Genomic DNA, 26945 nt, shown 5'->3' with positions numbered 1-26945 from the left:
GGGGCGCTTCCGGATCAAAATGAAGCGATTTAATCCACGATTGAATGCGCGATTGAAAGCCGGATCGATCCAGCGCTAAAAAAGAAATTAAAGTTTTTCTAAAAGACGACGTTAAACGGGTTATCTTCGTCCAACGCTTTCATTCGCCATCATGCACACCAGTGAAGACGCTCTCGATGTAAGTGCGAGCATGCCTGTGATGTCTCGGTCGCTCGCGCCCGAGGCCGTGCCCGTCGGTGTGCCGCTCGAGTTCCCGATTGTCGACAGCGACGACACGCTGCTGTTCGAGCGCGGCGCAATCGTGATCGGCGCCGACGAGCACCGCTTTCTCTTTCAGCATTTCAAGCCGCAGCGGGGCGACGTCGAAGCGGGTTCGTCACACTCGTCGGCGGAATCCGCCGGCAAAGCGGGCGAAGCCGATACGCTCAGGGACATGCACCTGACGATCGGCGCATTGATCGGCGTGCGCTCGCAGGTCGGCATGGGCGCGCCGATGCATCCGTCGCGCATCATCGGCTTTGCGCCAAACGAGTCGCTGTTCGTCACGCCGCCGCTCGTCGACGGCAAGCCGATGACGCTGTCCGTCGGCGAGAACGTCGAGATTCTCGCGATCGCGAGCCAGGCGGTGTTCCGCTTCGTGTGCACCGTCGATTCCGTGTGCGTCGCGCCCTTCCACTATCTCGTGCTGTCGAAGCCCGGCGTGGTCCGCCGGCTGCGCGAACGCAAGTCGATCCGCGTGCGCGCGAGCCTGCCGCTGCGCTTCGGCATCGACGCCGAAGGCACCGGCTACGAAAGCCTCGGCCTCGTGCAGAGCGTGAGCGCAATGGGCATGTCGTTCGCCGCGCCGTGGAAAGTCGGCGAAGTCGGCAAGCGCATTCGCGTGGCGTTCCGGCTGCGCTCGAAGGACATGGACACATCGATCGAAGCGACGGCCGTCATCCGCAACGTGCAGCAAGGTTCGATGCCCGCCGATCCGACGACGCACGGCATCGAGTTCGAAAATCTCGATCAGGTCGAGCAGATGGCGCTGAAGGTCTACGTGTTCGACCGGATCGACGATGTGATCTTCTGGACGAGCGGACCGAAGTAAAGTGCCCGCGTGATCACGCGCGACAAATAAAGCGGCCCGGTCATTCGCACGACCGGGCCGCTTCGCTATTGCGGGACGTTACTGCTGTTACTGCTGTTGCTGCTGTTGCTGCTGCGATTGCTGCGGCTGTACCCGTGGCTCGTCGCGCTGCGCGGCGGCCGGCTGCGCGACCAGCGCGCCGACGCGCACTTCCACGCGCCGGTTCGGCGCGAGACATGCGATCACGGCGGGCGTCTTCGGTCCCGGACACGTCGCGACAGGCGCCGTCGAGCCCGCGCCGCGCACGTCGAAGCGCGCGGCGCCCACGCCACGTCGCTTCAGCCCGTCGGCGACGGATTGCGCGCGACGCGCCGACAGATCGCGGTTGTGCTCGACGCTGCCGAAGCGGTCCGTGTAGCCCGTCAGCGTGACGGCGTCGATCGGGCGCACCTGCTTGAGCTTCGACGCGAGGTCGTCGAGCGCGGCGTTGCCGTTGCGCGTCAGCGTCGCGCTGTCGAAGTCGAACAGCGCGTCGGCGGACAGCGCGACGGGCTTCTCGACTGCCGCCGGAACGTCGACGGGCGGCGGCGGCGCGCAGCGGTTCAGCTCATCGTCGACCTGCTCGCTAAGCTTCTTCGCGCGCTCGATCGATTCCCATCCGTGCACCCAGCGCGTGCCGTGCGTTTCGTCCTGTTCTTTCCAGACTTCGTCGGTGAGCGCATGCAGCCGCCCCGCCGACTCACCCTTGCAGGACGACGCCGAAGCGCGCGCATTGGTCGCTTCGATCGCGCGGATCGCCTGGACCCAGTTGTCGCGCGTCGGCCAGTTCTTCGCGCTGAACAATGACTGCCACTGCCCGCTGCCGTCGATCACGTAGCGTGCGTTGCCGAGCGCCCGTTTCGCTGCGTCGTTGTAGACGTTCGACACGAGCACGTGGCTGTCCTGACGCGCGGCGATTTCCAGGTAGGCTTCTGCGACGCCGCGCCGGTACGGATCGGCGATGCGCTGTGCGGCAGGCATCAACGCCTCGGCCTCGCTCTTGATGCTGGCTGCGAACGCCGGCGCAGCAAAGGTCGCCGCGCAGGTTGCGGCCAGCGCAGCGAACGCCACGCTGCGTAGTATTGGTTTTTTCATAGATTTCTCCGCGCCCGCCGCGTTATTCGCGCGGCGGGCGTGCCCGGCACTCAGAACCCGATCGTCGCGCCGATCGATGCGCCCGTGCTCGCGCCGTTGCCCGTCGCCCGCGTGACGTGCGCGTTCAGGAGCACGCGGTCGCTGACCCAGTAGTTCGCGCCGACCGCGATGGCGGCAGCCCCGCCATAGGTGCCCGCCGCAGCCGACATCTGGAAGTTGCCTTCCGCGCGCGCATTCGGAATCAGCGATGTCGCCGCCATGGCCGCCGCGCCAAGCGAGTTCATCTTGTTGTTCATCTTGCTGAACTGCTGGTCCGTGTACGCGTTCGCCGCCTGCACCGCCTGGTTGCCCATCTGCGAGAGCATGTCGTTGACCTGGCCGAAGTTCACTGCATCGCCGGGCGCCGTACCTGCAGCGAGGTTGGTGATGCGGCGTTGCTGCGAAGCCGAGCCGACGGACACGGTGTTGTCCTGATCGGCGACGGAGCCCGCGCCGAGCGCAACCGCGTTGCTGCCGCTCGCCGTGGCGTTCGTGCCGATCGCCGTTGCCGTCGGACCGTTCGCAGCCGAGTTCGCGCCCGTCGCGACGGAGCTGTCGCCGCTTGCCTTCGCATTGAAGCCCGTCGCGATCGACTGGTTGCCGCTCGCGTTCGCGGTCGGTCCCATTGCCGTCGAGTGCGTGCCGCTCGCCGCCGCTGCCTCGGCGTTGCGGTCGCCGTCCGCGGTGAACATCGGATCGGCTGCGTTGTTCGCGAGATTCGTCACGTTCTGAATGGCTGCATTCAGCTGGTTGACGTTGACGACATCCGTGCCTGCCGTGCCGGCCGCCACGTTGGTGATCTGGCGTTCATTGCCCGCCGACCCGACCGACACCGTATTGTCGCGATCCGCTATCGAACCCGAACCAAGCGCAACCGAGTTCTTCGCCGTGGCCGTCGATGCGTTGCCGAGCGCCGTTGAATTCGGCCCGGCCGCCGTCGATTGACCGCCGACTGCGACGGAATTCGACCCGGTCGCAGTCGACTGGCCGCCGACTGCCACCGCGCTCGCCGCCCCCGCTGTCGCCGCGCCGCCGATGGCCACTGCGTCCCTGCCCGTCGCCGACGAGTCGGCCAGAGTCGAGTTCGCGTGGAAGTACTTGATGCCGCCGCCATTGACGATGTTCGTCACCGCGTTGTCGATGTTGGTTACGCGGCTGTCGAGGTTGGTGATCGCGCCGCCTACGCTGGTCGCCGTCGTGTTGCCGCCGTCGAGCACGTAGGTGGGCGCGGAGATCGTGCCCGTCGTCGGGTCGAAGGTCGAGCCGCCGCCCAGCGCTGTTGCCGCTGAACTCGACACGTTGTACAGCTGCGCGCCGTTCACTGCATCCACGCTCGATGCATTCACGTTGCCGTTAGCTACGCCCGTCAGCCTGCGCGCGCCTGCCGTGCCGGTGAAGTCGACCAGCGTACCGTCCGTGCCCTTCGCGACCGTGATGGTGCGTGTCGATTGATCCTGCTGCACCAGACCGATCGAACCGTTGTCGATCTGCGTCTGGATGTTGCTGATGTCCGTCGTGTTCTGCGTCACGCGGCCGTCGAGGTTGGTTATCGCGGCGCCCACGCTGGTCACGATCGTGTTGCCGTCGTTCAGCACGTAGGTGGGCGCGGAGATCGTGCCCGTCGTCGGGTCGAAGGTCGAGCCGCCGCCCAGCGCTGTTGCCGCTGAACTCGACACGTTGTACAGCTGCGCGCCGTTCACTGCATCCACGCTCGATGCATTCACGTTGCCGTTAGCTACGCCCGTCAGCCTGCGCGCGCCTGCCGTGCCGGTGAAGTCGACCAGCGTACCGTCCGTGCCCTTCGCGACCGTGATGGTGCGTGTCGATTGATCCTGCTGCACCAGACCGATCGAGCCGTTATTGATCTGCGTCGTGATGTTGCTGATGTCCGTCGTGTTCTGCGTCACGCGGCCGTCGAGGTTGGTGATCGCGCCGCCCACGCTGGTCACGGTCGTGTTGCCGTCGTTCAGCACGTAGCTCGGCGCCGAGATCGTGCCCGTCGTCGTATTGAAGGTCGAGCCGCCGCCAAGCGCCGCCGCCGTCGCGGCGCCTTCCGCATTCACCTTGGCATCTTCCGACTGCAGCTGGCTCACGTTCACCGCATCCGTCGCGGCAGACCCGGCCGCCACGTTCGTCACGCGGCGTTCCTTGCCTGACGAGCCCACCGACACCTCGCCGTTAGCTGCCGATGCCGTACCCGACAACGTGGTATTGCCCGGGTTATAGCCCGCCGCCGACAGATCGGCCGTCGTCGTCGAGCCCGAACCCAGTGCCACAGAGTTCTGGGCTGTCGCGGTTGCCGCAGCTCCGATCGCCACCGAATCGACACCCGATGCCGTCGAATCCGCCAGCGTCGAGCTTGCATGGAAGTACTTGATCCCGCCGCCGTTCACGATGTTGTTCACGCGAGCGTCGATGTTCGTGATCGCGCCCGCCACGTTCGTCACGGTCGAGCCGCCCACGACGTACGTCGGGTTCGAAATCGAGCCATCGCTGTTCACCGTCGCGCCGCCGCCGATCACGTTTGCCGTCGAGTTCGCCAGGTTGTATAGCTGCGAGCCGTTGACCGCATCCACGCTCGATGCATTCACGTTGCCGTTAGCTACGCCCGTCAGCCTGCGCGAGCCTGCCGTCCCGGTGAAGTCCACCAGCGTACCGTCCGTGCCCTTCGCAACCGTGATGGTGCGTGTCGATTGATCCTGCTGCACCAGACCGATCGAGCCGTTGTCGATCTGCGTCTGGATGTTGCTGATATCCGTCGTGTTCTGCGTCACGCGGCCGTCGAGGTTGGTTATCGCGGAGCCGACGTTGCTCACGGTCGTGTTGCCGCCGTTGAGCACGTAGGTCGGCGCGGAGATCGCGCCCGTCGTCGTATTGAAGGTCGAGCCGCCACCAAGCACCGCCGCCGTCGCTGCGCCTTCCGTGTTCACCTTCGCGTCTTCCGATTGCAGCTGGCTCACGTTCACTGCATCCGCGCCGTTCAGACCGGCTGCGACGTTCGTGATGCGGCGCTCCCCGCCCGCAGTGCCGATCGACACTTCGCCCGCAGCCGTGGCCGCCGACAAGGTCCCGCTGCCCGGGTTGTAGCCGGACGTGGCAAGGGCCGCGGAGTTGGCGACCGAGTGGTAGCCGAGTGCGACCGAGTTCGTCGTCGTGGCATTCGCGCCCTCGCCGAGCGCCGTCGAGTTGTTTGCCGTTGCGTGGGTGAACGCACCCAACGCCGTGGACTGGTCGCCCGTCGCCCACGATTGCGAGCCTATTGCCGACGCATAGTTGCCCGACGCGGTCGAACTCGTGCCGATAGCGTCGGTCGCCCAGTTCGAAGCCGTCGCCCAGGTACCCAGTGCCAGTCCCTGTGAGGTCGAGGCGTCCGACTTCCCGGCAACGCTGCCATAACCGATTGCGATATTCGCGCCAATACTGTTCGAATATGCGCCATACGCTGTCGCGCTTCCACCAATCGCAATGGCGCCCGGGTTGTTGGTTGCGCCCACTTCCGTCGTCGCGTTGTTGCCGATCGCCACGTCCGACGCGAGAGCGGCCGTCGCTGCCGGGCCAACCGCCACGGAGTTGGTGCCTGCCGCCGACGAATCGGCCAGCGTCGAATTCGCGTGGAAGTACTTGATGCCCGCGCCGTTGCTGATGTTGTTCACGCGAGCGTCGATGTTCGTGATCGCGCTGCCCACGTTAGTCGCGGTCGTGTTGCCGCCGTCGAGCACGTAGGTCGGCGCGGAGATCGTGCCCGTCGTCGGATCGAAAGTCGAGCCGCCACCGATTGCGCTCGCCGTCGAGCTGGCCACGTTGTACAGCTGCGAGCCATTGACTGCATCGGCGCTGGACGCGTTGACGGCACCAGCAGCAAGGTTCGTGATCTTGTTCGAATTCATGTTCACGGTGTTCAGCATGCTGATGCCCGCCGTGCCCTTCAACTCAAGCAAGCCAGTCTGATAACCGGTAATACGCGCCGTCGATGCCGAAAGACCGTACGACCCATTGGTGTCGCCCGTATTGTTCAGTGAGAACGAAAGAGGATTGCTTCCAGCAGTCGTGCAGTCCAGGTTGTTCACACTCGTCGCGTACCCGTACGAAGAACCCGTGCCTCCCGACGCGAGTCCCGGACACAGCTCGAGCGAGCCGTATCCGGTCGTGACGGCTGCATGGGCGCCGCCTGCCGCAAGCGCCAGGCTAGCTCCGACGATGCCAATGACGGCCGCGAGATTTTTCTTCGACGACCCCTTGCCACGCGCAGCGGCATTCTCTTGTGCGGCGGCCCAGGTACCCGTCGTTTCGTTCCAGACAGTCCGGTAAATTCTATTCATTTGTTATCCTAACTTTTATAAATAAATGATCGGCTTCAGTCCAACGATCGGCTCAGCTATCGGAAAGGCTTTCGCTTCGTGGTGCCGCTTCGAGTGCGAAAAAAAGCGCCGTCTGCACGTCGACTTCTTTCACACGGCGCAGACAATCCAAATCCAATCGATGGGTTAGCAGCGTCGGCAAGTTATGCGAAGCGGCCGAGTTGCTGAATAGGAGCAGTCTTATTTAGATTTTTGCCACTTGGAGTTCGAAGCATCCCTACGTATGTCTTCGAAAAAGACGCGAAAAGGCGATGGCAATATCTCGAACCGATATGGGCAGCGGGCCAGAATGCCCGCGCAGAATCGTACGATTGCGGCAATGCTGTGTGCGCGATTACCTTGCGGCAATCAACCCATCAGGACGCACGTACTCAACGCCCCATGCTTGCGCGAGCTGAGCGCAGCGACCGAGCCGCACCGTCTCGTCGCGCTCGAAGTCGACGAAGACGACATGATCCGCGGCAACGGGCCGCGCGGGCGCACCGCTGCTGCGGCCGTCCGTGAGAATCCACAGCCAGCGCTGCTGGCCGGGCTTGCGGCGTGCCGCGTGTTCGAGCACCGTCGCCGCCGTTTCGATGCCAAGCGTCAAAGGCGTGCCGCCACCGCCGCCGATGGGCGACAGCCAACGTTCGTTCCACCAGCGCGGCACGGCAGGACGAAAGCGCACATCGGCACGTTGCCCGCCGAAACACACGAGCGCCGCCTCCGATCGCTCGCCGCGCGCCTGATCGAACAGCGCAACGAGCAGCCCCTTCGCAAGCGCAAGCCTTTGCCCCGACAGCATCGAGCCGGAGCAGTCGAGCAAGAAGCAATGCAGCACGCCGCCCCGTGCCGCTTCATGAACGAAGCGCAGATGATCCACATCCAGACGTTGATTGCGCTTCGCGGCAAGCGTGCGCGGCCACGCGATGCGTGCGCCGGCCGAGCCGCCGCGCGATGCATCGCCCGCGCCTTGCCGCCATCGAAAACCGCTGCGCATTGCGCGCGCGGCCGCGCCCTTTCGATGGCTCAGTGTTTTTTTGTCGGAAGTGGAATGACCTGCTTGACGTGCGTGATGCCCGTCCGCTCGGGCGGGAGATAGCCGTAGTCGCTTTCCGTGGAGGGATTCGCCTTATCGGCTGAAGACGGCGGCTGTCGATCAGAAGAAGCGGTCTCCTGAGCCTGCGCGTTCTCATCGTCATGCAAGCGCCGCCGATGCAGCAACACCGATTCCGCGACGCGATCGACATGTTCGAGCGTCACGTCATCGGCCTGTTCGAACGCGGCGAGCGCGCGCGCCGCACGCAGCATCACGAGATCCGCGCGCAATCCATCGACGCCCGCAGCGATGCACAACGCGCTGACATGCGCGTGCACGGCATCGTCGAACGACAGGTGTGCCAAAGACGCGCGCGCATCGCGTATGCGCGCGACCAGCGCGTGCTGCTGCTCGACATGACCCGCGCGAAAACCGAACGGGTCGAGATCGAATGCAAGCCGCGCTTTGACGATGTGCTGGCGCGTCTGCGGCTCGTAGCAGTTTTCCAGTTCGACCATCAAGCCGAAGCGGTCTGTCAGTTGCGGACGCAGCTCGCCCTCTTCCGGATTCATCGTGCCGATCAGCACGAAGCTCGCATCATGCGTGTGCGAAACGCCATCGCGTTCGACCGTGTTCACGCCGCTCGACGCCGCATCGAGCAGCGCATCGACGAGCGCATCCGGCAGCAGATTCACTTCATCGACATACAGCACGCCGCGATGCGCGCTCGCGAGCAGCCCCGGCGAAAAGCGCACAGAAGCATCGCGCAGCACCGCTTCGATATCGAGCGTGCCGATCAGCCGGTCCTCGCTTGCGCCCAGCGGCAGCGTCACGAAGCGGCCTTCGGGCAGCAGTTCGGCGAGCGCGCGCGCAGCCGTCGATTTCGCCGTGCCACGCGGCCCGCTGACCAGCACGCCGCCTATGCCGGGATCGACGGCCGCGAGCAACAATGCCTGTCGCAACGGCGCCTGGCCGATCAATGCAGAAAACGGAAACACGACAGGCGTCGCACGGGTCTCGCTCATGATCGTGATCCTTCGATGTGCTGTTCGCTATCCAGCAGATGTTGTTCGATTTGCGCGCGATAGCCGCCGGGCTGCTGCCAGAGTCCACGCTGCATCGCTTCGACGAGCCGCTCGCAGACAGCATGCAGCGCATGCGGATTGTGCCGGCGCATGAACTCGCGGGTATCGCTGTCGTTCAGATACGCATCGGCGACGAGCGCATATTGATGATCGGCGACCACGCGCGCCGTCGCATCGTAGCCGTAGAGATAATCGACCGTCGCGGCGATTTCAGCCGCGCCCTTGTAGCCGTGACGCTTCACACCGTCGAGCCACTTCGGATTCACCACACGCGAACGGATCACGCGCGCAATCTCTTCGTGCAGCGTGCGAACGCGGGGCGCATCCGGGTTGCTGTGATCCGCGTGATAGACGTGCGGCTGATTGCCCGCGAGATGCCGCACGGCCGCCGTCATGCCGCCCTGGAACTGGTAGTAGTCGTTCGAGTCGAGCACGTCGTGCTCGCGGTTGTCCTGATTCTGCAACACGACATCCATCGCCGCGAGCCGCGTGCCGAATGCGTGCCGCGCCTCTTCGCCCGCGCTCTTCTGCGTGTACGCGTAGCCGCCCCACGACAGATACGCATTCGCCAGATCGGCGTCCGTCTGCCATCGTTGCGTGTCGATGATCTCCTGCAAGCCCGCGCCATACGCGCCGGGCCGCGCGCTGAACACGCGAAAGCCCGCACGCCTGCGCGCTTCGTCGGGCGCGACGCCGCGCGCGATCCACACATCGCGCTCGCGCATCACGCGCGCACGAATAGGATTGACGTCCTCGGGCTCGTCAAGCTCGGCGACTGCCTGCACGGCTGCATCGAACAGATGCATCACGTTGGCGAACGCATCGCGAAAGAAGCCCGACACGCGCAACGTCACGTCGATGCGCGGCCGATCGAACGCGGCGATCGGCATGATCTCGAAGTCGGTCACGCGATGGCTGCCCGGCGCCCACTTCGGCCGTACGCCGAGCAACGCGAGCGCTTGCGCGATATCGTCGCCGCCCGTGCGCATGGTCGCCGTGCCCCACACCGACAGGCCGATTGCGCGCGGATAGTCGCCGTGCTCCTGCAAGTGACGCTCGATCAACGTCTGCGCCGACTTCAGCCCCAGCGACCACGCGGCTTGCGTCGGGATCGCGCGCGTGTCGACGGAATAAAAGTTGCGGCCGGTCGGCAGCACGTCCGGACGTCCGCGCGACGGCGAGCCGCTCGGGCCAGGCGGCACGAAACGCCCTTCGAGCCCGCGTTTCAGATGCATCAGTTCGTGCGCGCCGCATGCGTCGAGACGCGGCAGGATGTCATCGCGCAGCCGTGCGATCACGCGCGCCGCGTGCGGCAATGCATCGGCATCGAGTGGGATGCGTGAACCGCAAGGCAGCCCGCACATATCGTCGAGCAAGCACGATGCGAGCAGTTCGAGCCGTTCGCGCGTGTCGCCGTTGTGGCGCCACGGCGCATCGCTGACCTGTTCCAGCAACGCAGGACGTGGCCCTTCCCATGCGACCGACCAGTCCGCCGACAGCGGATCAAAGACGCGATCGACGTCCAGATCGCGAGCGAGCGCATCGATGAGCCCCGCCTTCTCGCCCTGTCCATCGCCGACGGGAAAGCGCGCGAGCGCGAGCAGCGTATCGCGCCGCTGCACGCCCTGAGGCGACTCGCCGAACGTATGCAAGCCGTCGCGTATCTGCGCTTCCTTCAGCTCGCACAGCCATGCGTCGACGCGCGTGAGCAGCGCGTCTTCCGCCTCTGCATCGTCCGGCGCGTCGACGCTCAGCTCTTCGTGCAGCCGATGCGTGACAATCGTGTCGAGAATGGTCTTGCGCAACAGCTTCGCGCGGCGCGGATCGACCATCAGCGCGTCATAGTATTCGTCGACCTGGCGTTCGAGGTCTTGCAGTGGCCCGTAGTTTTCGGCGCGCGTCAGAGGCGGCATCAGATGGTCGACGATTACGGCCTGCGCGCGGCGCTTCGCCTGGCTGCCTTCGCCCGGATCGTTGACGATGAACGGATACAGATGCGGCAGCGGCCCGAGAATCGCATCGGGCCAGCACGCATCGCTCAGCGCGACACTCTTGCCCGGCAGCCATTCAAGATTGCCATGCTTGCCGACATGCACGACAGCATCGATACCGAACTGATGACGCAGCCAGAAGTAGAACGCGAGATACGCATGCGGCGGCACGAGCTCGGCATCGTGATAGCTCGCGTAGTCGTTCTGCTCGCGCGAACGCGGCGGCTGGATGCCGATGAACACATGTCCGCAGCGCCAGCCCGCGATCATGAAGCGTCCGCGCCGCAAGGTCGGATCGCGTTCGGGTGGGCCCCACTTCTCGTTCAGCGCATCGCGCAGCGATTGCGGCAGACGCGCGAAATGCGTGATGTAATCGCTCAGCGCGAGGCTTTGCAACGCGGGCCGCAGATCGCGCACGACGGGATCGTTGGTCACGCCCTGCGTCAACGAGTCCATCAACGCTTCGCCGTTCGCGGGCACATCGTCGATGCGATAGCCTTCGTCGCGAAGCATCGTCAGGATATTCACGACTGACGCAGGCGTATCGAGTCCCACGCCATTGCCGATGCGCCCTTCGCTCATCGGATAGTTCGCGAGGATCAGCGCGAGCCTTTTGTCGGCGTTCGGCGTGCGGCGCAGCTTGCACCAGCGCTCGCTCAATTCGGCGACGAACGCCACGCGCTCGTGATCAGGCTGATAGCGAACGACGTCCACCTGCGTATGCGGACAGCGATACGCAAGACCCTTGAAGCTGATTGCGCGCGTGATGATGCGGCCATCCACTTCGGGCAGCGCGACATGCATCGCGATATCGCGCGAGTTGAGACCGTGATTGTCCTTCAGCCAGTCTTCGCGATTGCCGCCGCTCAGGATCACTTGCATCACGGGCGCGTCGCCCGCCAGCGCGAGCGGCTCGGGATCGTCGATCGCGGAAGCGGCGAATGCCGTCGTGTTCAGCACGAGCGCGATGTCGTGCTGCGCGGCGAGTCGTTGCACGACGTCGCGGCTCATCGCATCCTTCAGCGACGTGATCGCGACCGGCAACGGGTTCATGCCGCGCGCTTCGAGCGCATCGATCAGCGCATCGAACACGGCCGTGTTCGCCGCCTGCAAATGCGCCTTGTAAAACAGCACCGCGACGACGGGCGCGCCCTGAGTCCAGCGCGCCTGCCAGTCTTCGATGGTCGCCGCGTCGTGCGCGGCGTGATAGAGCGCGGCTGCGGGCAACGGGCTCGGCGGCGCAGGCTCGTCGCCCCAACCGAGCGCGCGCCACGCGATGCAGCGCATGAACGACTCGGCATTGCGCACGCCGCCTTCGCGCAGATAGCGCCACAACCGGTGACACAGGTCCGCATCCGCCGTGCTGCGCGCGAGCAGATTCGGGTCTTCCTGCAAGTCGCCGGAAAACATCGCGAGCGTCTGCCCGTTGCGCTGCGCGAGCGCGACGACCTGTTCGATTCCATACGGCCAGTACGACTCGCCGCCCAGATGATCGACGACGACGACGCGCGCGTGCTGCAACACATCGTCGACGTAGAAATCGACGGAAGCCGGCTGCCGCAGATACGTGACATTCGCGAGCCGCACGCTCGGAAAGCCTTCGCCGAGACGCGGCACGACGCTCGCGAGCAGCGACAGCGTCGTGTCCGCGGAACTGAGAACGACGATATCCGCGGGCTTCTGGTCGATACGGATGACGCCCTTCGTATCGTCGACGAAACCGCCGGGGACGGTGCGCAGCAGATGCATCTCGCCGCCTTCAGACCTGTTGCGCCAGGGCGTTCGCGACGTCGTTCAACGCTTCATCGAGCGCGCGCTGCAACGCACGTTGATCGAGGTCCGCGCCGATCAGTACGAAGCGGCTGAGCGCAGAGCCAGAAGACGCGTCGAGTTCGCCCGCCTGCCAGCGCCGGTCGAAATAGCTGTCGAAGCGCCGCCCCACGCCTTGAATGACGAGACGCATCGCCGCGCCCGGCAAGGCCGCAAAACCCTTCACGCGATAGATCGTGTGCGCTTCGACCACCTGCCTGAGCGCCGCGATCATCGTGTCGCGCGACGGCGCCTGTGCCGTCACGACGACGGAATCGAACTCGTCGTGATGGTGATCGGCGTGATGGGGATCGTCGGCGGAACCGTGATGATCGTGCCGCAAATGGATCGTTTCTTCCGATGCGGATTCGAGCCCGAGCAACGCGTGCAGATCGAGCTGCCCGCTATGCGCGCGCACCACTTTCACCTGAGGCGGTATCTCTTCGCGCAGCGTCGATTCGACGGCGGCCTGCTGCGCTTCGTCGAGCAGATCGGTCTTGTTGAGGATCACGAGATCGGCCGCCGACAGCTGGTCTTCGAACAGCTCGTGCAGCGGCGATTCGTGATCGAGATTGGGATCGGCCTTGCGCAACTGGTCGACGGCGGCGGGGTCGTCGGCGAACTGACCGCTCGCGACGGCAGGCCCGTCGACCACGGTGACGACGGCATCGACGGTGAAGCTGTTCTTGATCGACGGCCAGTTGAACGCCTGCACGAGCGGCTTCGGCAACGCGAGGCCCGACGTTTCGATCAGCACGTGATCGATCTGGCCGCGCCGCTCGACGAGCTGCTCCATCACGGGAAAGAACTCTTCCTGCACGGTGCAGCAGAGGCAGCCATTGGCAAGCTCGTACAGTTGGCCCTCCGTCTCGTTGCCGTTCTCGTCGCAACCGATGCCGCAACCCTTGAGGATTTCCCCGTCGATGCCGAGCTCGCCGAACTCGTTGACGATGACCGCGATGCGCAAGCCGCCCGCGTGCTGAAGAATGTGACGCATCAACGTCGTCTTGCCGCTGCCGAGAAAGCCTGTGACGATCGTCACGGGAATCTTGCGCATCTGTGTCTGCATGATGGCTCCGTTGCCCGCTGTGTTGTCGGGCGACTCTGGACTCTGAAATCGCAACGCCGCGAGCGGTGCGAGTCAGCGTGATGCACGGGGACGGAAAACGGCGCCGCAAACGCTTCGCAGCTTAAAGAAGCAAGCGCGAAACGGGCATGCGGCACGTGCGGAATCGTGAACGCAGCGCCGCATCCCCGCAGCATTGCGTCGTTTTCTCGGGCCGGTATCCGGGCTGATGAAAGCGCCGCCTCTCCTTCCCGCGCGAGCGTTTTCGCGCAGTGGATGATCTGCATGGGCCGCTGTTGGACGCACATGCAGCGAGACGGCTCCGCATCGACTTCGCGATGCCTTCACCTACCGTTGCGGGGAGCAGCATAGTTTGGCCTGGGACGACTCGATCCGACATGAGCGACACGAGGGGCCTGCTATTTCCCGTTTAACTGCGCGAGCAGAAAGCGCGCGCGAGCACCAGAGTGCGTGCGAGTTTAGGCTTGCACGCGGGGAGCGTCAAGAATAGAGGCAGAGTGCCTCCTTCGCCCGCGTTGCAACGCACCCATCGAGGAAACTCCGCAGCGACGTTCAAGGTCGGCTGTGCTATCGTATGCGCGCGTCTGGTGCCGTGCCTGCGCTCGCTTGCACGGTTAAACGGGAAACAGGGAAGCGCCTCTTTTGTACGGCACATGTGTATGGCACATGACGTGCGGCGAATGAAGCGCTCAGCCTGTGCTGTCCCCGCAACGGTCACGCGGCGAGCGGAAGAAGTTATTTCCGCGCAGTGCGTTCAAGGCCACTGCCTGCATCATGCAAGTGGGAAGGCGAACGCGATGAGCCGCCAGCCCGGATACCGGCCAGATGCAAGGGGGCGACGAGGCGGACCAAACCCGTCGCCATTCGCTGGAGCCGCGGGAAACGGACGCCAGCGCCCACGCGTGACGCGCTGCCTGTACGCCCGCTTGTACCCGTTCATAAGTGGACTTCAGGCATTGGCGCCGCGCATCAGATGCAGCATCGCATGACCCACATTTCTTCAAGGCCCGCGCATGCAGCGGCGCTTCGATCGCGATGAGCCGCGCCTGGTTGATCGGCGCCGGCCCCGGCGACGTCGAACTGCTGACGCTCAAGGCCGTCCGCGCGCTCGCGCAGGCCGACGTCGTGCTCGTCGACGATCTCGTGAATCCCGAAGTCCTTCAATTCGCGCGCGACGATGCGCTGATCGTCCACGTCGGCAAACGCGGCGGCCACGCATCGACACCACAATCCGCGATCGTCGCGACGATGCTCGATCATTTGCGCGCGGGCCGCAGCGTCGCGCGTCTGAAGGGCGGCGATCCGTTCGTGTTCGGACGCGGCGGCGAAGAGCAGCAGGCGTTGCAGACGGAAGGAATACACGTCGAGATCGTCAGCGGAATCACGGCGGGCATCGCTGCGCCTGCGGCAATCGGCATTCCCGTCACGCATCGCGATTACGCGCAGGGCGTGATCTTCGTCACGGGTCACGGCGCGAGCGAGCACGAAGCCGACTGGCCCGCGCTCGCCGCCACGCGGATGACGCTCGTGATCTACATGGGCATGCGCCGCCTGAACGACATCGTTCACGCGCTGCTGCGCGCCGACATGTCGCCGGATACGCCGTGCGCCGCAATCGAATCGGCGACGCGGCCCGAGCAGCGTCACGTATGCGCGGCGTTACGCGATCTCACCATGCGGGTCGCGGATGCGGGGCTGGGCTCGCCTTCGATCGTCGTGATCGGCGGCGTCGCGTCGCTGGCTGTGCCCGTCGATGCATTCGTTCAGCACGCGTCATCATGACGGAGGTCATCGTGGGCATCGGTTGCCGGCGCGGCGTGTCGGTTGAGCAGATTGAAGCGGCGGTGCGCGATGCGCTCGGCGACATGCTGCCGTTCGAAGCGCTCAGGGCCGTCGCAACCGTAGATATAAAAGCCGCCGAACCCGGCCTCGTCGCGTTCTGCGCACGCCATGCGTTGCCGATGCGCACCTTTACGCGGGAACAGATCGCCGCGCTCGACGCACATACGAATGCATCGCAGGCCGTGCGCGAGCATATGGGCGTCGACGGCGTCTGCGAACCATGCGCGTTGCTCGCCACGCGAAACGGACGGCTGCTCGTGCACAAACGCGCGCGCGACGGCGTCACGGTCGCGATCGCGTGCTCCGCCGACGACATCGGGGCCATGTAGCAGGGCCACATAGCAGCGCCAACCATCAGCACTCAAACGACACACACCGAACGAAGGACAATCGATGAAGACCGATCCCGAATCGCACGCACGCATGACGCAGCGCCGCCGCGAAGGCCACGAGAAGAAGCAGGCACAGGCGACCATCGAAAAAGGCCTGCTGATCGTCTACACGGGCACGGGCAAGGGCAAATCCACGGCCGCGTTCGGCATGGCCGTGCGCGTGCTCGGCCACGGCATGAAGCTTGGCGTCGTGCAGTTCATCAAGGGCGCGCTGCATACGTCGGAGCGCGACTTTCTCGGCGCACAGGCTAATTGCGATTTCGTCACGATGGGCGACGGCTACACCTGGAACACGCAGGACCGAGAAGCCGACATCGCGACGGCACGCAAAGGCTGGAACGAAGCGCGCCGCATGATCGAAAGCGGCGAGTATCAGATGGTGATTCTCGACGAGCTGAACACCGTGCTGAAGTACGAATATCTCCCGCTCGATGAAGTGCTGTCCGTCGTCAACGCTCGGCCCGAGATGCTGCACGTCGTCATTACGGGACGTCACGCGCCCGACGCGCTGATCGACGCCGCCGATCTCGTCACCGAAATGCGCCTCGTCAAGCATCCGTATCGCGAGCAGCACGTGAAGGCGCAGCGCGGCGTGGAGTTCTGAACGATGTCCGCGTGCCCCGCTCTCTTCATTAGCGCGCCGGCGTCGGGCCAGGGCAAGACGACGATCACGGCTGCGCTTGCGCGGCATCATCGGCGGATGGGGCGCGACGTGCGCGTGTTCAAGACGGGCCCGGATTTCCTCGACCCGATGATCCTCGCGCGCGCGAGCAGCGCAAGCGTGCTGTCGCTCGATCTGTGGATGGTCGGCGAGCACGCATGCCGCGCGCTGCTCGCCGAAGCGGCGCGCGACGCGGATCTGATCCTGATCGAAGGCGTGATGGGCCTTTTCGACGGCACGCCGAGTAGCGCCGATCTCGCCGCGAAATTCAACGTCCCCGTCGCTGCCGTGATTTCAGCGAAAGCGATGGCGCAGACCTTCGGCGCGGTCGCCTTCGGCCTCGCGCGCTTTCGGCCGGACGTGCCGTTTCATGGCGTGTTCGCGAACCGGGTCGGCTCCACGCGTCATGCGCAGATTCTCGAAGAGTCGTTGCCCGCCGATCTGAAAATGCTCGGCTATCTGTCTGGCAGCGATGCGATCGAATTGCCCGATCGACATCTGGGCTTGCTCCAGGCCGCGGAGATCGACGATCTCGATGCACGGCTCGATCGCGCGGCCGATGCGCTGGCGTCGACGGCGCTCGCGCAACTGCCGCCTGTCGTGGCATTCGACGAGCCCGCGCACGAAGCGCCGTTGCCGCGACTGCTCGACGGCATGCATATCGCCGTCGCGCGCGACGCGGCGTTCGCGTTCATCTATCCGGCGAACGTGCAACTGCTCGAAGCGCTGGGCGCGCGCGTCACGTATTTCTCGCCGCTCGCCGACGAGCCCGTTCCCGTCGATGCGAGCGCGCTCTATCTGCCCGGCGGCTATCCGGAACTGCATGCGCCGGCGCTCGCAGCCAATGCGAGCAGTGCGGCATCCGTCCGTGCGCATGCGGCTGCGAACAAGACCATCGTCGCCGAATGCGGCGGCATGCTGTATCTGCTCGACAGCGTGACCGACACGCAAGGTGTCACGACGCCGATGCTCGGCCTGCTGCCCGGTCATGCCGCGATGCAGACGCGTTTCACAGCGCTCGGCATGCAGCAGATCGATGACAACGTGCACGGCACGCTGACGGGCCACACGTTTCACTACTCGCGCGTGAGCACACCGCTCGCGCCCGTGCGTCACGCGACGCGCGCACAGTCCGACGCGCCCGGCGAAGCCGTCTATCGCCAAGGTTCGATCGTCGCCACTTACATGCACGGCTACTGGCCGTCCAACCCAGCCTTCGCGGCTGCTCTCTTCGATGGCCGAGCCTTTTGACGACGCCGAACGCGCGGCGGTCTACCGCGCGATCTACGAGCGGCGCGACATGCGCCACTTCGTGCCCACGCCCGTCGATCCCGCCGTGCTCGCGCGCCTCGTCGACGCCGCGCATCACGCGCCGAGCGTCGGCTATATGCAGCCGTGGCGGATCGGCCGCATCACCGAGCCCGCGCTTCGGCAGAAGCTGCATGCCGTCGTCGAGCGCGAGCGTGTGCTGACGGCGGATGCGCTCGGCAAGCGGCGCGACGAGTTCATGAAGCTCAAGGTGGAAGGCATGCTCGAATGCGGCGAACTGCTCGTGATGGCGCTGATGGACGGCCGCGAGAAGCACATCTTCGGACGGCGCACGCTGCCCGAAATGGATCTGGCTTCAGTCGCATGCGCGATCCAGAACATGTGGCTCGCGGCGCGCGCCGAAGGGCTTGGAATGGGCTGGGTGTCGCTGTTCGATGCCGACGAAGTGCGGGCGATGCTCGGCATGCCGGAGGGCGCGCGGCCCATCGCCATTCTGTGTCTCGGGCATGTGGAGCGTTTCTATCCCGAGCCGATGCTCGAATCGGAAGGCTGGGCGAAACGCATGCCGCTCGATGCGTGTCTCTTCGAGAACACGTGGTGCGATCGGAAATCCGCTTGCGAAGAAGCGCGGTCGATGCAGCAGCAGGCGCATGACGATGCGCTATAAGGGCCAAGAAAGGGGCCAGCTAAGGGACCAGTCAAGGGGCCAGGTAAGGGACCAGTTAAGGGGCCAGGTACGGGCCGGGTTAAGGGCCGCTCTATGTGTCGCCCTTCTCGATGCGTTCGAGCCGATAGCCGTAGCCGTAGATCGGCATCAGCCGATAGCCGTTCTCGGGACGCAAGCCGAGCTTCGTGCGCAGCATCGACACGTGCGTATCCATCGTACGCGACGGAATGGCCGCCGCCTGTTTCCAGATCGCATCGAGAATATGCGAGCGCGACAGCGGCCGGCTCAGATGCTTGAAGAGCAGCAGCGCGAGTTCGAATTCCTTGTGCGTGAGCGTGATGGAATGGCCGCGCACATGAACGCGCTTCGAGCCCGGCTCGAATTCGTATTCACCGAACACTTCCTTCCCGGCCACCAGCGCCTGGCCCGCGCCGCGCAGCAGCATGCCGACGCGCGCGAGCAACGTCGCCGCGCTGATGGGCTTGACGAGACAATCGTCGACGTCCGCTATCGGGTCGGACGTATCCTCTGCGCTCATCATCAGAAGGATGGGCAGACGCTCGCTGAAATTCTCGCGGACCCAGTGCAGCACATCGTCAGCGGGCAGGCCCGGCACATCGCGATCGAGCACGAGCAGATCGAACGGCTGGCTGCGCAGTTGCCCGATCAGCGCCTGTCCATTCCCGAACGCATGGCAGCTGTGCCCCGCCGCCGATAGCGTCCCGCACACGAAATCGGCTTGCGCCTGTGTCTCCTCCAGAACTGCAATTCTCATAAAACCCCGCAACGCTCAATCGTTGTTTCCATCCGACCGGGAAATCATTGATGAAGGACCACAACCGGCAATATGAAACTGGAATTCCACATTGGCGCGGCAAGCCCTGCATCGATTGCGGGCCAATTCTTTCTCATTGCCCGACAACGCCTTGATAGCCCCGATATTGCTTTAATGCCTTCGCACCCTATTACGACTCATCGAAATGCCGGTGTATAAGAGGCGCGAATTCGACTTCTTTTGACCGCCTGGTGCCAGCGGATTTTTCTTGCGTTTTGCTTTCTGCAGTACTTCACAGACTAATCGTGCCGCCGCCCTGAAACGAGCGCCGCTGCTCGCTTTGCGGGGAATGCCACAGCTTTTCGGCCACCAGAAATAACTGGCAGGCAACTGACAACCGGCCGGCGGACGACACCGCTGGCACATGCGGCGCTGCATCACGAACGTCCTTTTGCGGATTTAACATTTACGCAATAAAGAGTTCGTGCCAGTTACCGGGAAGATTTAACAATTCGAGCGTCGCCGTTGACGCATTCGATTTAAATCGGGGTGAAGATTATTAGAACGAATTCAATCAGTCAATTAACCTCTCATTTTTGCGCAGCCGGTGAACCATTTCGTTAAATCGGCCGATCGCGGCGATAAGCGGCTTATCGGCTTCACGGGCCGATGCGCGAGCCCAGGACGGTCCCTTCGATCCCGTTAGCGGCTCTTGCGGCGCTGCACTTCAGGTCTGCGTGCTGACGCAGCCCGTGGCACCCGATCAGGTGCCGGACCCGCCTGCTTCACCCGGCGCGGGGGCCGCGCAGATCGTTTCGACGCCAGCCGCCGACAGAACCTTCGACAGTGCCGCAGCCGGCGCGACATCGGTGACGAGAATGTCGAGACCGTCCGGGCCGAATACATGAGCGAGTGCGCTGTGGCCGAACTTCGAGTGATCGGCGACGACGACGCGCCGCTCCGCTTGCGAGAACGCCGCGAGCGCAAGTGCGGCGTCGGCGGGCTGCGCGTCCATGAAGCGCCCCTTCGCGTCGATGGCCGTCACCGACACGATCGCATAACGCACATGGAATTGCCGGACGAAAGCGAGCGCGCTCTCGCCAACAGCGGATGCATCGTCGGCGCGCAGTTCGCCGCCCGCCATCAGCACGCGGTTGCCGTTGCGCGGCGCCAGCAGGCGCGCAATCTCGGCGGAATTGGTGACGACCGTCAGGCGCGAATGCGATTCGAGCGCGTGAGCGATATGCACGCAGGTCGTGCCGCCGTCGAGCAGCAGCGAATCGCCGTCGTCGATCATTTGCGCGATGCGCGCCGCGATCGCGCGCTTGGCGTCGCGCTGCTCGACCATGCGGCGGCGAAACGGCGGCTCGTCGAGTTGCGCGGGCAACATGATGCCGCCATGCACTTTCACGAGCAGCCCTTCGGCGACGAGCGGCTTCAGGTCGCGACGAATCGTTTCATCGGACACGGCGAACGTGTTCGCCAGATCGGTGATCGTGCAGGTCTGTTGCGCGCGGACGAGGCGCAGGATCTCGTTCTGTCGGTGGGTAGCGAACATCGGCAGCGGCGGTTGGAATCTGGCGCGAGTCTAGCAGACACGCCCGCCCGAGGCCAACACGAATCCAAACAATCCCACACAACCCCGCCCTGCTCGCTTGCCCGACGGCGCCAGAAAACGTTGCGTCATGCGCGTTTTTGCGGCAGAGTACACAACAACGCATTTCCACATATTTCAACTCACTTCCACACACCTCGACGAGGTCCAACACATGTCAACCAATCTTCCGACGCAGGCGCGCGTCGTCATCGTGGGCGGCGGCATCATCGGATGCTCGCTCGCCTGGCATCTCACGAAGCTCGGCTGGACGGATGTCGTGCTGCTCGAACAGGGCCAGCTGTCGTGCGGCACGACGTGGCATGCGGCGGGGCTCGTCGGCCAGTTGCGCGCGCAGGAAAGCATGACGAAGCTGATCCGCTATTCGACGGCGCTCTACGCCGAACTCGAAGCGGACACGGGACTCGCGACGGGCTGGAAGCAATGCGGCTCGCTGTCGGTGGCGCGCACGGCCGAGCGGATGACGCAGCTGAAGCGCACGGCCGCCGTCGCGCGCGCGTATGGCGTGACGTGCGATGTGATCGGCCCGAAGGAAGCGGGCGAACTGTGGCCGCCGATGCGCACGGACGATCTGCTTGGCGCCGTCTGGCTGCCCGGCGACGGCAAGGCGAACCCAACCGATCTGACGCAGGCGCTCGCGCGCGGCGCACGGCGGCGCGGCGCGCGCATCGTCGAGAACACGCGTGTCACGGCGATCCACACGCGCGAGACCCACAAGGGCCGCGAGGCGAGCGGCGTTGCGTGGCGCGACAAGGCGGGCAACGAAGGCGCGATCACGGCGGAGGTCGTCGTCAATTGCGCGGGCCAGTGGGCGAAGGCCGTGGGACGCCTATGCGGCGTCACGGTGCCGCTCCATTCGGCCGAGCACTACTACATCGTCACCGAGCGGATTGCGGGCGTGCATCCCGATCTGCCCGTGATGCGCGACCCGGACGGCTACATTTACTTCAAGGAAGAAGTGGGCGGCCTCGTGATGGGCGGCTTCGAACCGGATGCGAAGCCGTGGGGCATGAACGGCATTCCCGAGAACTTCGAGTTCCAGTTGCTGCCCGATGACTGGGATCAATTCCAGATCCTGATGGAAAACGCACTGCAACGCGTGCCCGCGCTGGAGACGGCCCAGGTGCGCCAGTTCTACAACGGCCCCGAGTCATTCACGCCCGACAACAACTTCATCCTTGGGGAAGCGCCCGAGCTGCGCAACTTCTATGTCGGCGCGGGATTCAACTCGATGGGAATTGCGTCGGCGGGTGGCGCGGGCATGGCGCTCGCCGAGTGGATCGTCGCGGGCGAACCGACGATGGACCTGTGGCCCGTCGACATTCGCCGCTTCGCGCGCTTCAACGGCAACGACACGTGGCTGCACGACCGCGTGAAGGAGACGCTCGGCCTGCACTACGCGATGCCCTGGCCGAATCGCGAACTCGACAGCGCGCGGCCGTTCCGGCGCTCGCCCCTTCATGCGCTGCTGCGGGACGAAGGCGCATGCTTCGGCAGCAAGATGGGCTGGGAACGCGCGAACTTCTTCGCGCCGACGCGCGAGCAGGCGCGCATCGACTATGCGTTCGGCCAACAGAACTGGCTGCCGTGGAGCGGCGACGAACATCGCGCATGCCGCGAACGCGTTGCGCTCTTCGACATGACGTCGTTCTCCAAATTTCTCGTCAAGGGACGCGATGCCGAAGCCGTGTTGCAACAGATCGTCGCGAACGACGTCGCAGTGCCGCCGGGCACGACCGTCTATACGGGCATGCTCAACGCGCGCGGCGGCTACGAATCGGATTTCACGCTCACGCGCCTCGCCGCCGACGAATATCTGCTCGTCACGGGCTCCGCGCAAACCACGCGCGACTTCGACATGATCGACAAACGCATTGCGCACGACAGCCACTGCATGCTCGTCGACGTGACCGGTCAATACGCGGTGCTCGCCGTGATGGGACCGTGCGCGCGCGATCTGCTCGCGAGCGTCTCGAAGGCCGACTGGAGCAAGGAGGCGTTCGCGTTCGGGCAGAGCCGCGAAGTCGATATCGGCTACGCGACCGTGCGCGCGACGCGTATCACGTATGTCGGCGAACTCGGCTGGGAGCTGTATGTGCCCGTCGAATTCGCGGTGGGCGTCTACGAAACGCTGCATCGGGCGGGCGCGCGTTTCGGTCTGAAAAACGCGGGCTATTATGCATTGGAGTCGCTGCGCATTGAGAAAGGCTATCGCGCATGGGGACGCGAGCTGTCGCCGGATACGAATCCGTTCGAAGCGGGGCTCGCGTTCGCGTGCAAGCTCGACAAGAACATTCCGTTCGTCGGGCGCGAGGCGCTCGTCAAACTGCGCGACGAGCCGCTGCGCAAGCGTCTCGTCGTGCTCACCGCAGACGGCGCAAGCGATCGCATGCTATGGGGCGGCGAGGCGATCCTGCGCGATGGAGAGGTGGCGGGCTTCGTTACGTCGGCGGCGTTCGGCCATACGCTCGGCTGCCCGGTCGCGATGGGTTACGTGAAGCGCGACGACGATGGCGCGCCCGACGAAGCGTGGCTCACGAGCGGCCGCTATCAGATCGACGTCGCCGGCGATCTGCTGCCGGCGACGCTGCATCTCAAAGCGCCGTACGATCCCGCTTCAGCGCGCGTGAAAGTTTGAATCACAGGCCGGCTGAATCACAGGCGGCGCGAACGCAACACCTGCGCTAGCGCGCAACGATCGGCCGTCCCTCGCCGTTGCGGGTGAGATCGCGCGGCGTCACGCCGAGCAGCCGCTTCATCCAGTGCGCCATGTGGCTCTGATGTGCAAAGCCGGTTTCGAGCGCGACCTGGCTCGCGCTCAGGCGCCCTTGCGACAGCAGCATTTGCGCTCGCTCCACGCGCCGCTGCACGACATGCCGATGTACGGGCACGCCGAACGTCTCGCGAAACAGCACCTTGAAATGCGGCACGCTCAGTGCGGCGAGCGCAGCGAGTCCGGCGAGCGTCAGACGTTCGTCGAGATGCGACTCGATATAGTCGCTCACGCGCGCAGCAACACGCGGCGACAGTGTGCGTCTTTTGTCGTCGCATGGGACGCCGCCGCCGGCGAGCCGCACGATCATTGCCGTGCAGAGGCTCTCCGCATAGAGGGGATCGGATGCGTATTCGGCTTCGAGTTCCGCGCGCATGGCCCAGGCCAGATGCTGAAACCGCGCGTCGCGCATCTGGAATTGCGGGCGAATCTGCGCATCGGCTGCGCGCAGACCGAGCTGGTCGAACGTCTCGCGCGCGAAATCGTCGGCAATCCAGATGCGCAAGATCGTACAGTTCGCGTCATCGGACCACTCGCCGTCAAGCCCGGCCGGAATCACGTCGGCATCGCCATGCGCCTGAATGCGCGCATAACGGCGGCCGTTGCATCGGCACACGGCTCTCACAGGCGCGCCGACATGCACGCCAACGCGATGATGCGCCATCGCCGGAATGCGATGCGCGCCGGCGGCCACGCCGACGAGTTCCGCGCCGAATCCAGACCAGCCGAGCGGTGCGCTCGAACGCAAGCTCTCGCGCGCGCCGGAGTGCGGCACCAGCCGACGGTTGACTGCATTCATCGCCTGCTCCTTCCGTCATCGTTCAGATTGACGCATTGTGCTTCGTTTCGCGCCAGCCTGCAGGCCGCCCATTCATGTCGACTGCCGTCGCACGCAGATCGTCATCCGGATCTGCTGTTTTGCATCCTTGCATGCGCGCTTCGGACGTCGTCGCGGCTTACGCTCGATGCCATCTGAACGATCAAGGAGCCGGATGATGTTCGTGATTTTTGGCGCAGCGGGCAACGTGGGACGCACGGCCGCAACGGCATTGCGGCACGCGGGCCATGCCGTACGCGCCGTTGTGCGCAACCCCGCCCAGCGCGAGGCGCTCGAGCGCCTCGGTTGTGAGGTCGTGCTGGGCGATCTGATGGATGAGGCATCGGTGACGCGCGCGCTCGTCGGCGCCCGAGGCGTGCAGATGCTGTGCCCCGTGCCGCATCGTGACCCCGATCCCGCCGGCACGATGCGTCGAACGGTCGATGTGGCAGCCCGCGCGCTGCGCGAGCATCCCGAGGTTCATGTCGTCGCGCTGTCCGACTATGGCGCCGAGCTCGATACGGGCACGGGCATCACGTTGCTGTTCCATCACCTCGAAACGGCGTTCCGCGATGCTGTGCCACGCCTGACGCTGCTGCGCTCGGCAGAGCACATGCAGAATTGGGCGCGCGTGCTGCCCGCCGCGCTCTCGACGGGTTTGCTGCCGAGCCTGCATCATCCCGTCGACAGGGCTTTCCCGTCGGTGTCGGCGCACGATGTCGGCGTGCTTGCCGCGCAGTTGCAGATCGATGGGCATGCGGGCGATGCCGTCCGCGTCGTGAGCGTCGAAGGCCCCCGGCGCTACGATGCGAACGGCGTCGCCAGTGCATTGAGCGGAGTGGCCGGGCGCACCATCGTCGCACGCGCGTTGCCGCGCAGCGACTGGACGGCGACGCTTCTGCGCGCAGGACTCAATGCCAATCACGCGCAACTCATCGTCGATCTCTACGATGCGCAGAACGCGGGCCGCATCGATGCCGAAGCGGGTGCAGGCGAGCGGCACTTCGGCAGGACCGAACTGCACGAGGTGTTCGCCGCACTGGTGTCCGCGATCGGCGCGCGCTAGATGCTGCCGAATACGCGCGCCTCTCTTGCGAGGAGCTTCACATGCAGTGCTGTACTTTGTTGCGCATGAGCCGGAACGCTTCGGCTCGAAGCCCTGACGCGCGTCACGACGCGGCACAGGCGCTGTACGCATTCGCGACGCACCTGGCCGCGCGGCTCGGCTGGTATCGGCTGGAACAGTTGCTGAACGCGATTCCCGACTGCAACGATGACTTCATGATCTTCTGAAGCTACAAAAACAAATGGCCTCGCCATCGGCGAGGCCATTGCGCGGATGGAGACAGAAGCCAGAGCGTCACTCGTTCTCCTCGAAGTAGTGATACGGCCTTGTCCAGCGGACTGCCTTCCTGAAACCAACGCCAAAACCGTTTCGTGGACCGCGCAGAATTTTGTACGGCCTTAGCCGAACTCTCACTTCGTCGAACGCAATGACGCCGCAACCTCCTGTGTGGCAGACGCCTGGTCAAACTCCCGGGCCGGACTCGGCCGGTGCCCACGTCACGGTTGGACAACGTCTCCGGGCAAAGCCATCAGCAAGCGCGCACTACGCTGGCCTGGTCTTCCCACTCTTTGCGAAGGATGACATTTGCCAAGGAGCTCGACCAGCCGTGTCTCGCATTCGGAAAACGAGTACCCGCGCCGGTGCGAGATCATGAACGTGAGGGGGCGCATGTGCCATGCGCGCCGTTGGAGTTCGACAAGTGTTCCCTTCGCGAGATCTTCCTCGACCATATGGCGCGGCATGTGCCCCCAGCACAAGCCTCCCCTGAGCAGATCATGCTTCGCGCCGAGGTCATTCACCCACCACTGGCGTTCGCTGGCGACTCCCTGTTGTGTCTTTTCGGCATCGGGCTGATTGTCGGTTACGACAAGCTGGATGTGCCGGCCAAATTCTTCCCGCGGGATCTGCCCCGCGATTGCGGCCAGCGGATGCGATGCCGCACAGACGGTCACCATGTGGGTGTCACATAAATGCTGCCTTTCTATGGTGCCTGGGCTCACCTCCGGGACGTCCGTGATCGTCACCGCCAATGCGCAAGTGCCTTCGAGAACCAGACGCTCTCCGCCCTGCATGGTCGTCATGCGCAGATTGATCGTGACCGTTGGAAAGCCCGCCTGCACGTTGCGCAGGCATTCAATCAGGTGCGCACGCGGAAAATACGTATCCACGGCAAGCGAAACTTGTGGAACCCCGGCTTCGGCAATCGCAACCGCGCGCATCTTCATTTCCTCGGTTCGCGAGATCACCCCGCGCGCGTCAGGCAGGAGGCTGCGACCCGCGGCCGTGAGCGTCGCTTTGCGAGCGTTGCGCTCGAACAGCAACACGTCAAATGCGCTCTCGAGCGAGGTGATCGCGTGGCTGATCGCCGACTGTGCACGCCTCAGCTCCCGTGCAGCCCCGGAAAAGCTTCCCTGATCACACACGGCGACGAAGGCTCGCAGTTGATTGATCGTGACGTTGTCGAGCATAGATATCTA

General features: G+C 64.7%; 19 protein-coding genes and 2 riboswitches. Of the genes, 9 read left to right on the top strand and 10 right to left on the bottom strand.

Going from position 1 to position 26945, the window contains the following annotated elements; translation table 11 throughout:
- The first annotated feature begins 151 nt into the window (after positions 1-151).
- Complete coding sequence (locus tag BMW76_RS11785; RefSeq protein WP_090865310.1) at positions 152-1090, top strand: flagellar brake protein; 939 nt, start codon at positions 152-154, stop codon at positions 1088-1090.
- Positions 1091-1177: 87 nt separating this feature from the next.
- Here BMW76_RS11785 and BMW76_RS11780 read toward each other — a convergent pair whose 3' ends face one another.
- The 6 genes from BMW76_RS11780 to cobW form a co-directional block, all read right to left on the bottom strand.
- Complete coding sequence (locus BMW76_RS11780) at positions 1178-2203, bottom strand: OmpA family protein (protein ID WP_090865309.1); 1026 nt, start codon at positions 2201-2203, stop codon at positions 1178-1180.
- A gap of 50 nt (positions 2204-2253) precedes the next feature.
- Positions 2254-6561: an ESPR-type extended signal peptide-containing protein gene (locus tag BMW76_RS11775; protein WP_090865452.1), complete on the bottom strand. Its 4308-nt coding sequence runs from the start codon at positions 6559-6561 to the stop codon at positions 2254-2256.
- Positions 6562-6934: 373 nt separating this feature from the next.
- Positions 6935-7579, bottom strand: coding sequence for a vWA domain-containing protein (locus tag BMW76_RS11770; RefSeq protein WP_090865308.1), 645 nt, complete (start codon positions 7577-7579; stop codon positions 6935-6937).
- Between the two features lie 29 nt (positions 7580-7608).
- Positions 7609-8643, bottom strand: a complete 1035-nt coding sequence (locus BMW76_RS11765) for an ATP-binding protein (RefSeq protein ID WP_090865307.1) — start codon at positions 8641-8643, stop codon at positions 7609-7611.
- The gene (gene cobN / locus BMW76_RS11760) at positions 8640-12443 is read right to left on the bottom strand and encodes a cobaltochelatase subunit CobN (protein WP_090865306.1); all 3804 of its coding nucleotides are present in this window, start codon (positions 12441-12443) and stop codon (positions 8640-8642) included. Before cobN ends, BMW76_RS11765 begins: the two co-directional genes overlap by 4 nt.
- A gap of 10 nt (positions 12444-12453) precedes the next feature.
- A complete protein-coding gene (gene cobW / locus BMW76_RS11755) occupies positions 12454-13572 on the bottom strand; it encodes a cobalamin biosynthesis protein CobW (RefSeq protein ID WP_090865305.1) in 1119 nt (372 codons plus the stop codon).
- 192 nt (positions 13573-13764) lie between these two features.
- Positions 13765-14051: riboswitch (cobalamin riboswitch) on the bottom strand.
- Positions 14052-14158: 107 nt separating this feature from the next.
- A riboswitch (cobalamin riboswitch) is annotated at positions 14159-14430 on the top strand.
- A 195-nt stretch (positions 14431-14625) separates the two neighbouring features.
- On the opposite strand from cobW, the gene cobA reads away from it, so the two are divergent.
- From cobA to bluB, 5 genes are all read left to right on the top strand, one after another.
- Entirely contained in the window at positions 14626-15372 is a 747-nt protein-coding gene (gene cobA / locus BMW76_RS11750) for a uroporphyrinogen-III C-methyltransferase (RefSeq protein WP_090865451.1), read from the top strand.
- Positions 15369-15761, top strand: a complete 393-nt coding sequence (locus BMW76_RS11745; RefSeq protein ID WP_245763187.1) for a cobalamin biosynthesis protein — start codon at positions 15369-15371, stop codon at positions 15759-15761. The genes cobA and BMW76_RS11745 overlap by 4 nt, the downstream gene beginning before the upstream one ends.
- 64 nt (positions 15762-15825) lie before the next feature.
- Positions 15826-16428, top strand: a complete 603-nt coding sequence (gene cobO / locus BMW76_RS11740; protein WP_090865304.1) for a cob(I)yrinic acid a,c-diamide adenosyltransferase — start codon at positions 15826-15828, stop codon at positions 16426-16428.
- A 3-nt stretch (positions 16429-16431) separates the two neighbouring features.
- A complete protein-coding gene (locus BMW76_RS11735) occupies positions 16432-17736 on the top strand; it encodes a cobyrinate a,c-diamide synthase (RefSeq protein WP_090865303.1) in 1305 nt (434 codons plus the stop codon).
- The gene (gene bluB / locus BMW76_RS11730; protein WP_090865302.1) at positions 17720-18421 is read left to right on the top strand and encodes a 5,6-dimethylbenzimidazole synthase; all 702 of its coding nucleotides are present in this window, start codon (positions 17720-17722) and stop codon (positions 18419-18421) included. The genes BMW76_RS11735 and bluB overlap by 17 nt, the downstream gene beginning before the upstream one ends.
- Positions 18422-18512: 91 nt before the next feature.
- On the opposite strand, the gene BMW76_RS11725 is transcribed toward bluB, so the two are convergent.
- Positions 18513-19196 carry a response regulator transcription factor gene (locus BMW76_RS11725; RefSeq protein WP_090865301.1) on the bottom strand — a complete coding sequence of 228 codons (684 nt, stop codon included), beginning with the start codon at positions 19194-19196 and terminating at the stop codon, positions 18513-18515.
- A 763-nt stretch (positions 19197-19959) separates the two neighbouring features.
- On the bottom strand, positions 19960-20754 hold the full coding sequence (locus BMW76_RS11720; protein ID WP_090865300.1) for a DeoR/GlpR family DNA-binding transcription regulator: 795 nt from the start codon (positions 20752-20754) through the stop codon (positions 19960-19962).
- Between the two features lie 211 nt (positions 20755-20965).
- On the opposite strand from BMW76_RS11720, the gene BMW76_RS11715 reads away from it, so the two are divergent.
- Positions 20966-23449: a GcvT family protein gene (locus BMW76_RS11715; RefSeq protein ID WP_090865299.1), complete on the top strand. Its 2484-nt coding sequence runs from the start codon at positions 20966-20968 to the stop codon at positions 23447-23449.
- Positions 23450-23495: 46 nt separating this feature from the next.
- Here the strand turns inward: BMW76_RS11715 and BMW76_RS11710 are convergent, their stop codons facing one another.
- Positions 23496-24383 (bottom strand): AraC family transcriptional regulator, encoded by an 888-nt coding sequence (locus BMW76_RS11710; RefSeq protein ID WP_090865298.1) that lies wholly within the window; start codon positions 24381-24383, stop codon positions 23496-23498.
- A gap of 196 nt (positions 24384-24579) precedes the next feature.
- Between BMW76_RS11710 and BMW76_RS11705 the strand changes: the two genes are divergently transcribed.
- Positions 24580-25467 (top strand): NAD(P)H-binding protein, encoded by an 888-nt coding sequence (locus BMW76_RS11705; RefSeq protein WP_090865297.1) that lies wholly within the window; start codon positions 24580-24582, stop codon positions 25465-25467.
- 41 nt (positions 25468-25508) lie between these two features.
- Positions 25509-25694, top strand: coding sequence for a hypothetical protein (locus tag BMW76_RS40300; protein ID WP_143062249.1), 186 nt, complete (start codon positions 25509-25511; stop codon positions 25692-25694).
- A gap of 270 nt (positions 25695-25964) precedes the next feature.
- Here BMW76_RS40300 and BMW76_RS11700 read toward each other — a convergent pair whose 3' ends face one another.
- Positions 25965-26936, bottom strand: coding sequence for a LysR family transcriptional regulator (locus tag BMW76_RS11700; RefSeq protein WP_090865296.1), 972 nt, complete (start codon positions 26934-26936; stop codon positions 25965-25967).
- Positions 26937-26945 lie beyond the last annotated feature (9 nt).

The sequence above is a fragment of the Paraburkholderia diazotrophica genome, assembly GCF_900108945.1.
GTDB lineage: Bacteria > Pseudomonadota > Gammaproteobacteria > Burkholderiales > Burkholderiaceae > Paraburkholderia > Paraburkholderia diazotrophica.
Note: the sequence above shows the minus strand (reverse complement) of the source record. Positions and strands in the feature narration are given on the sequence as shown.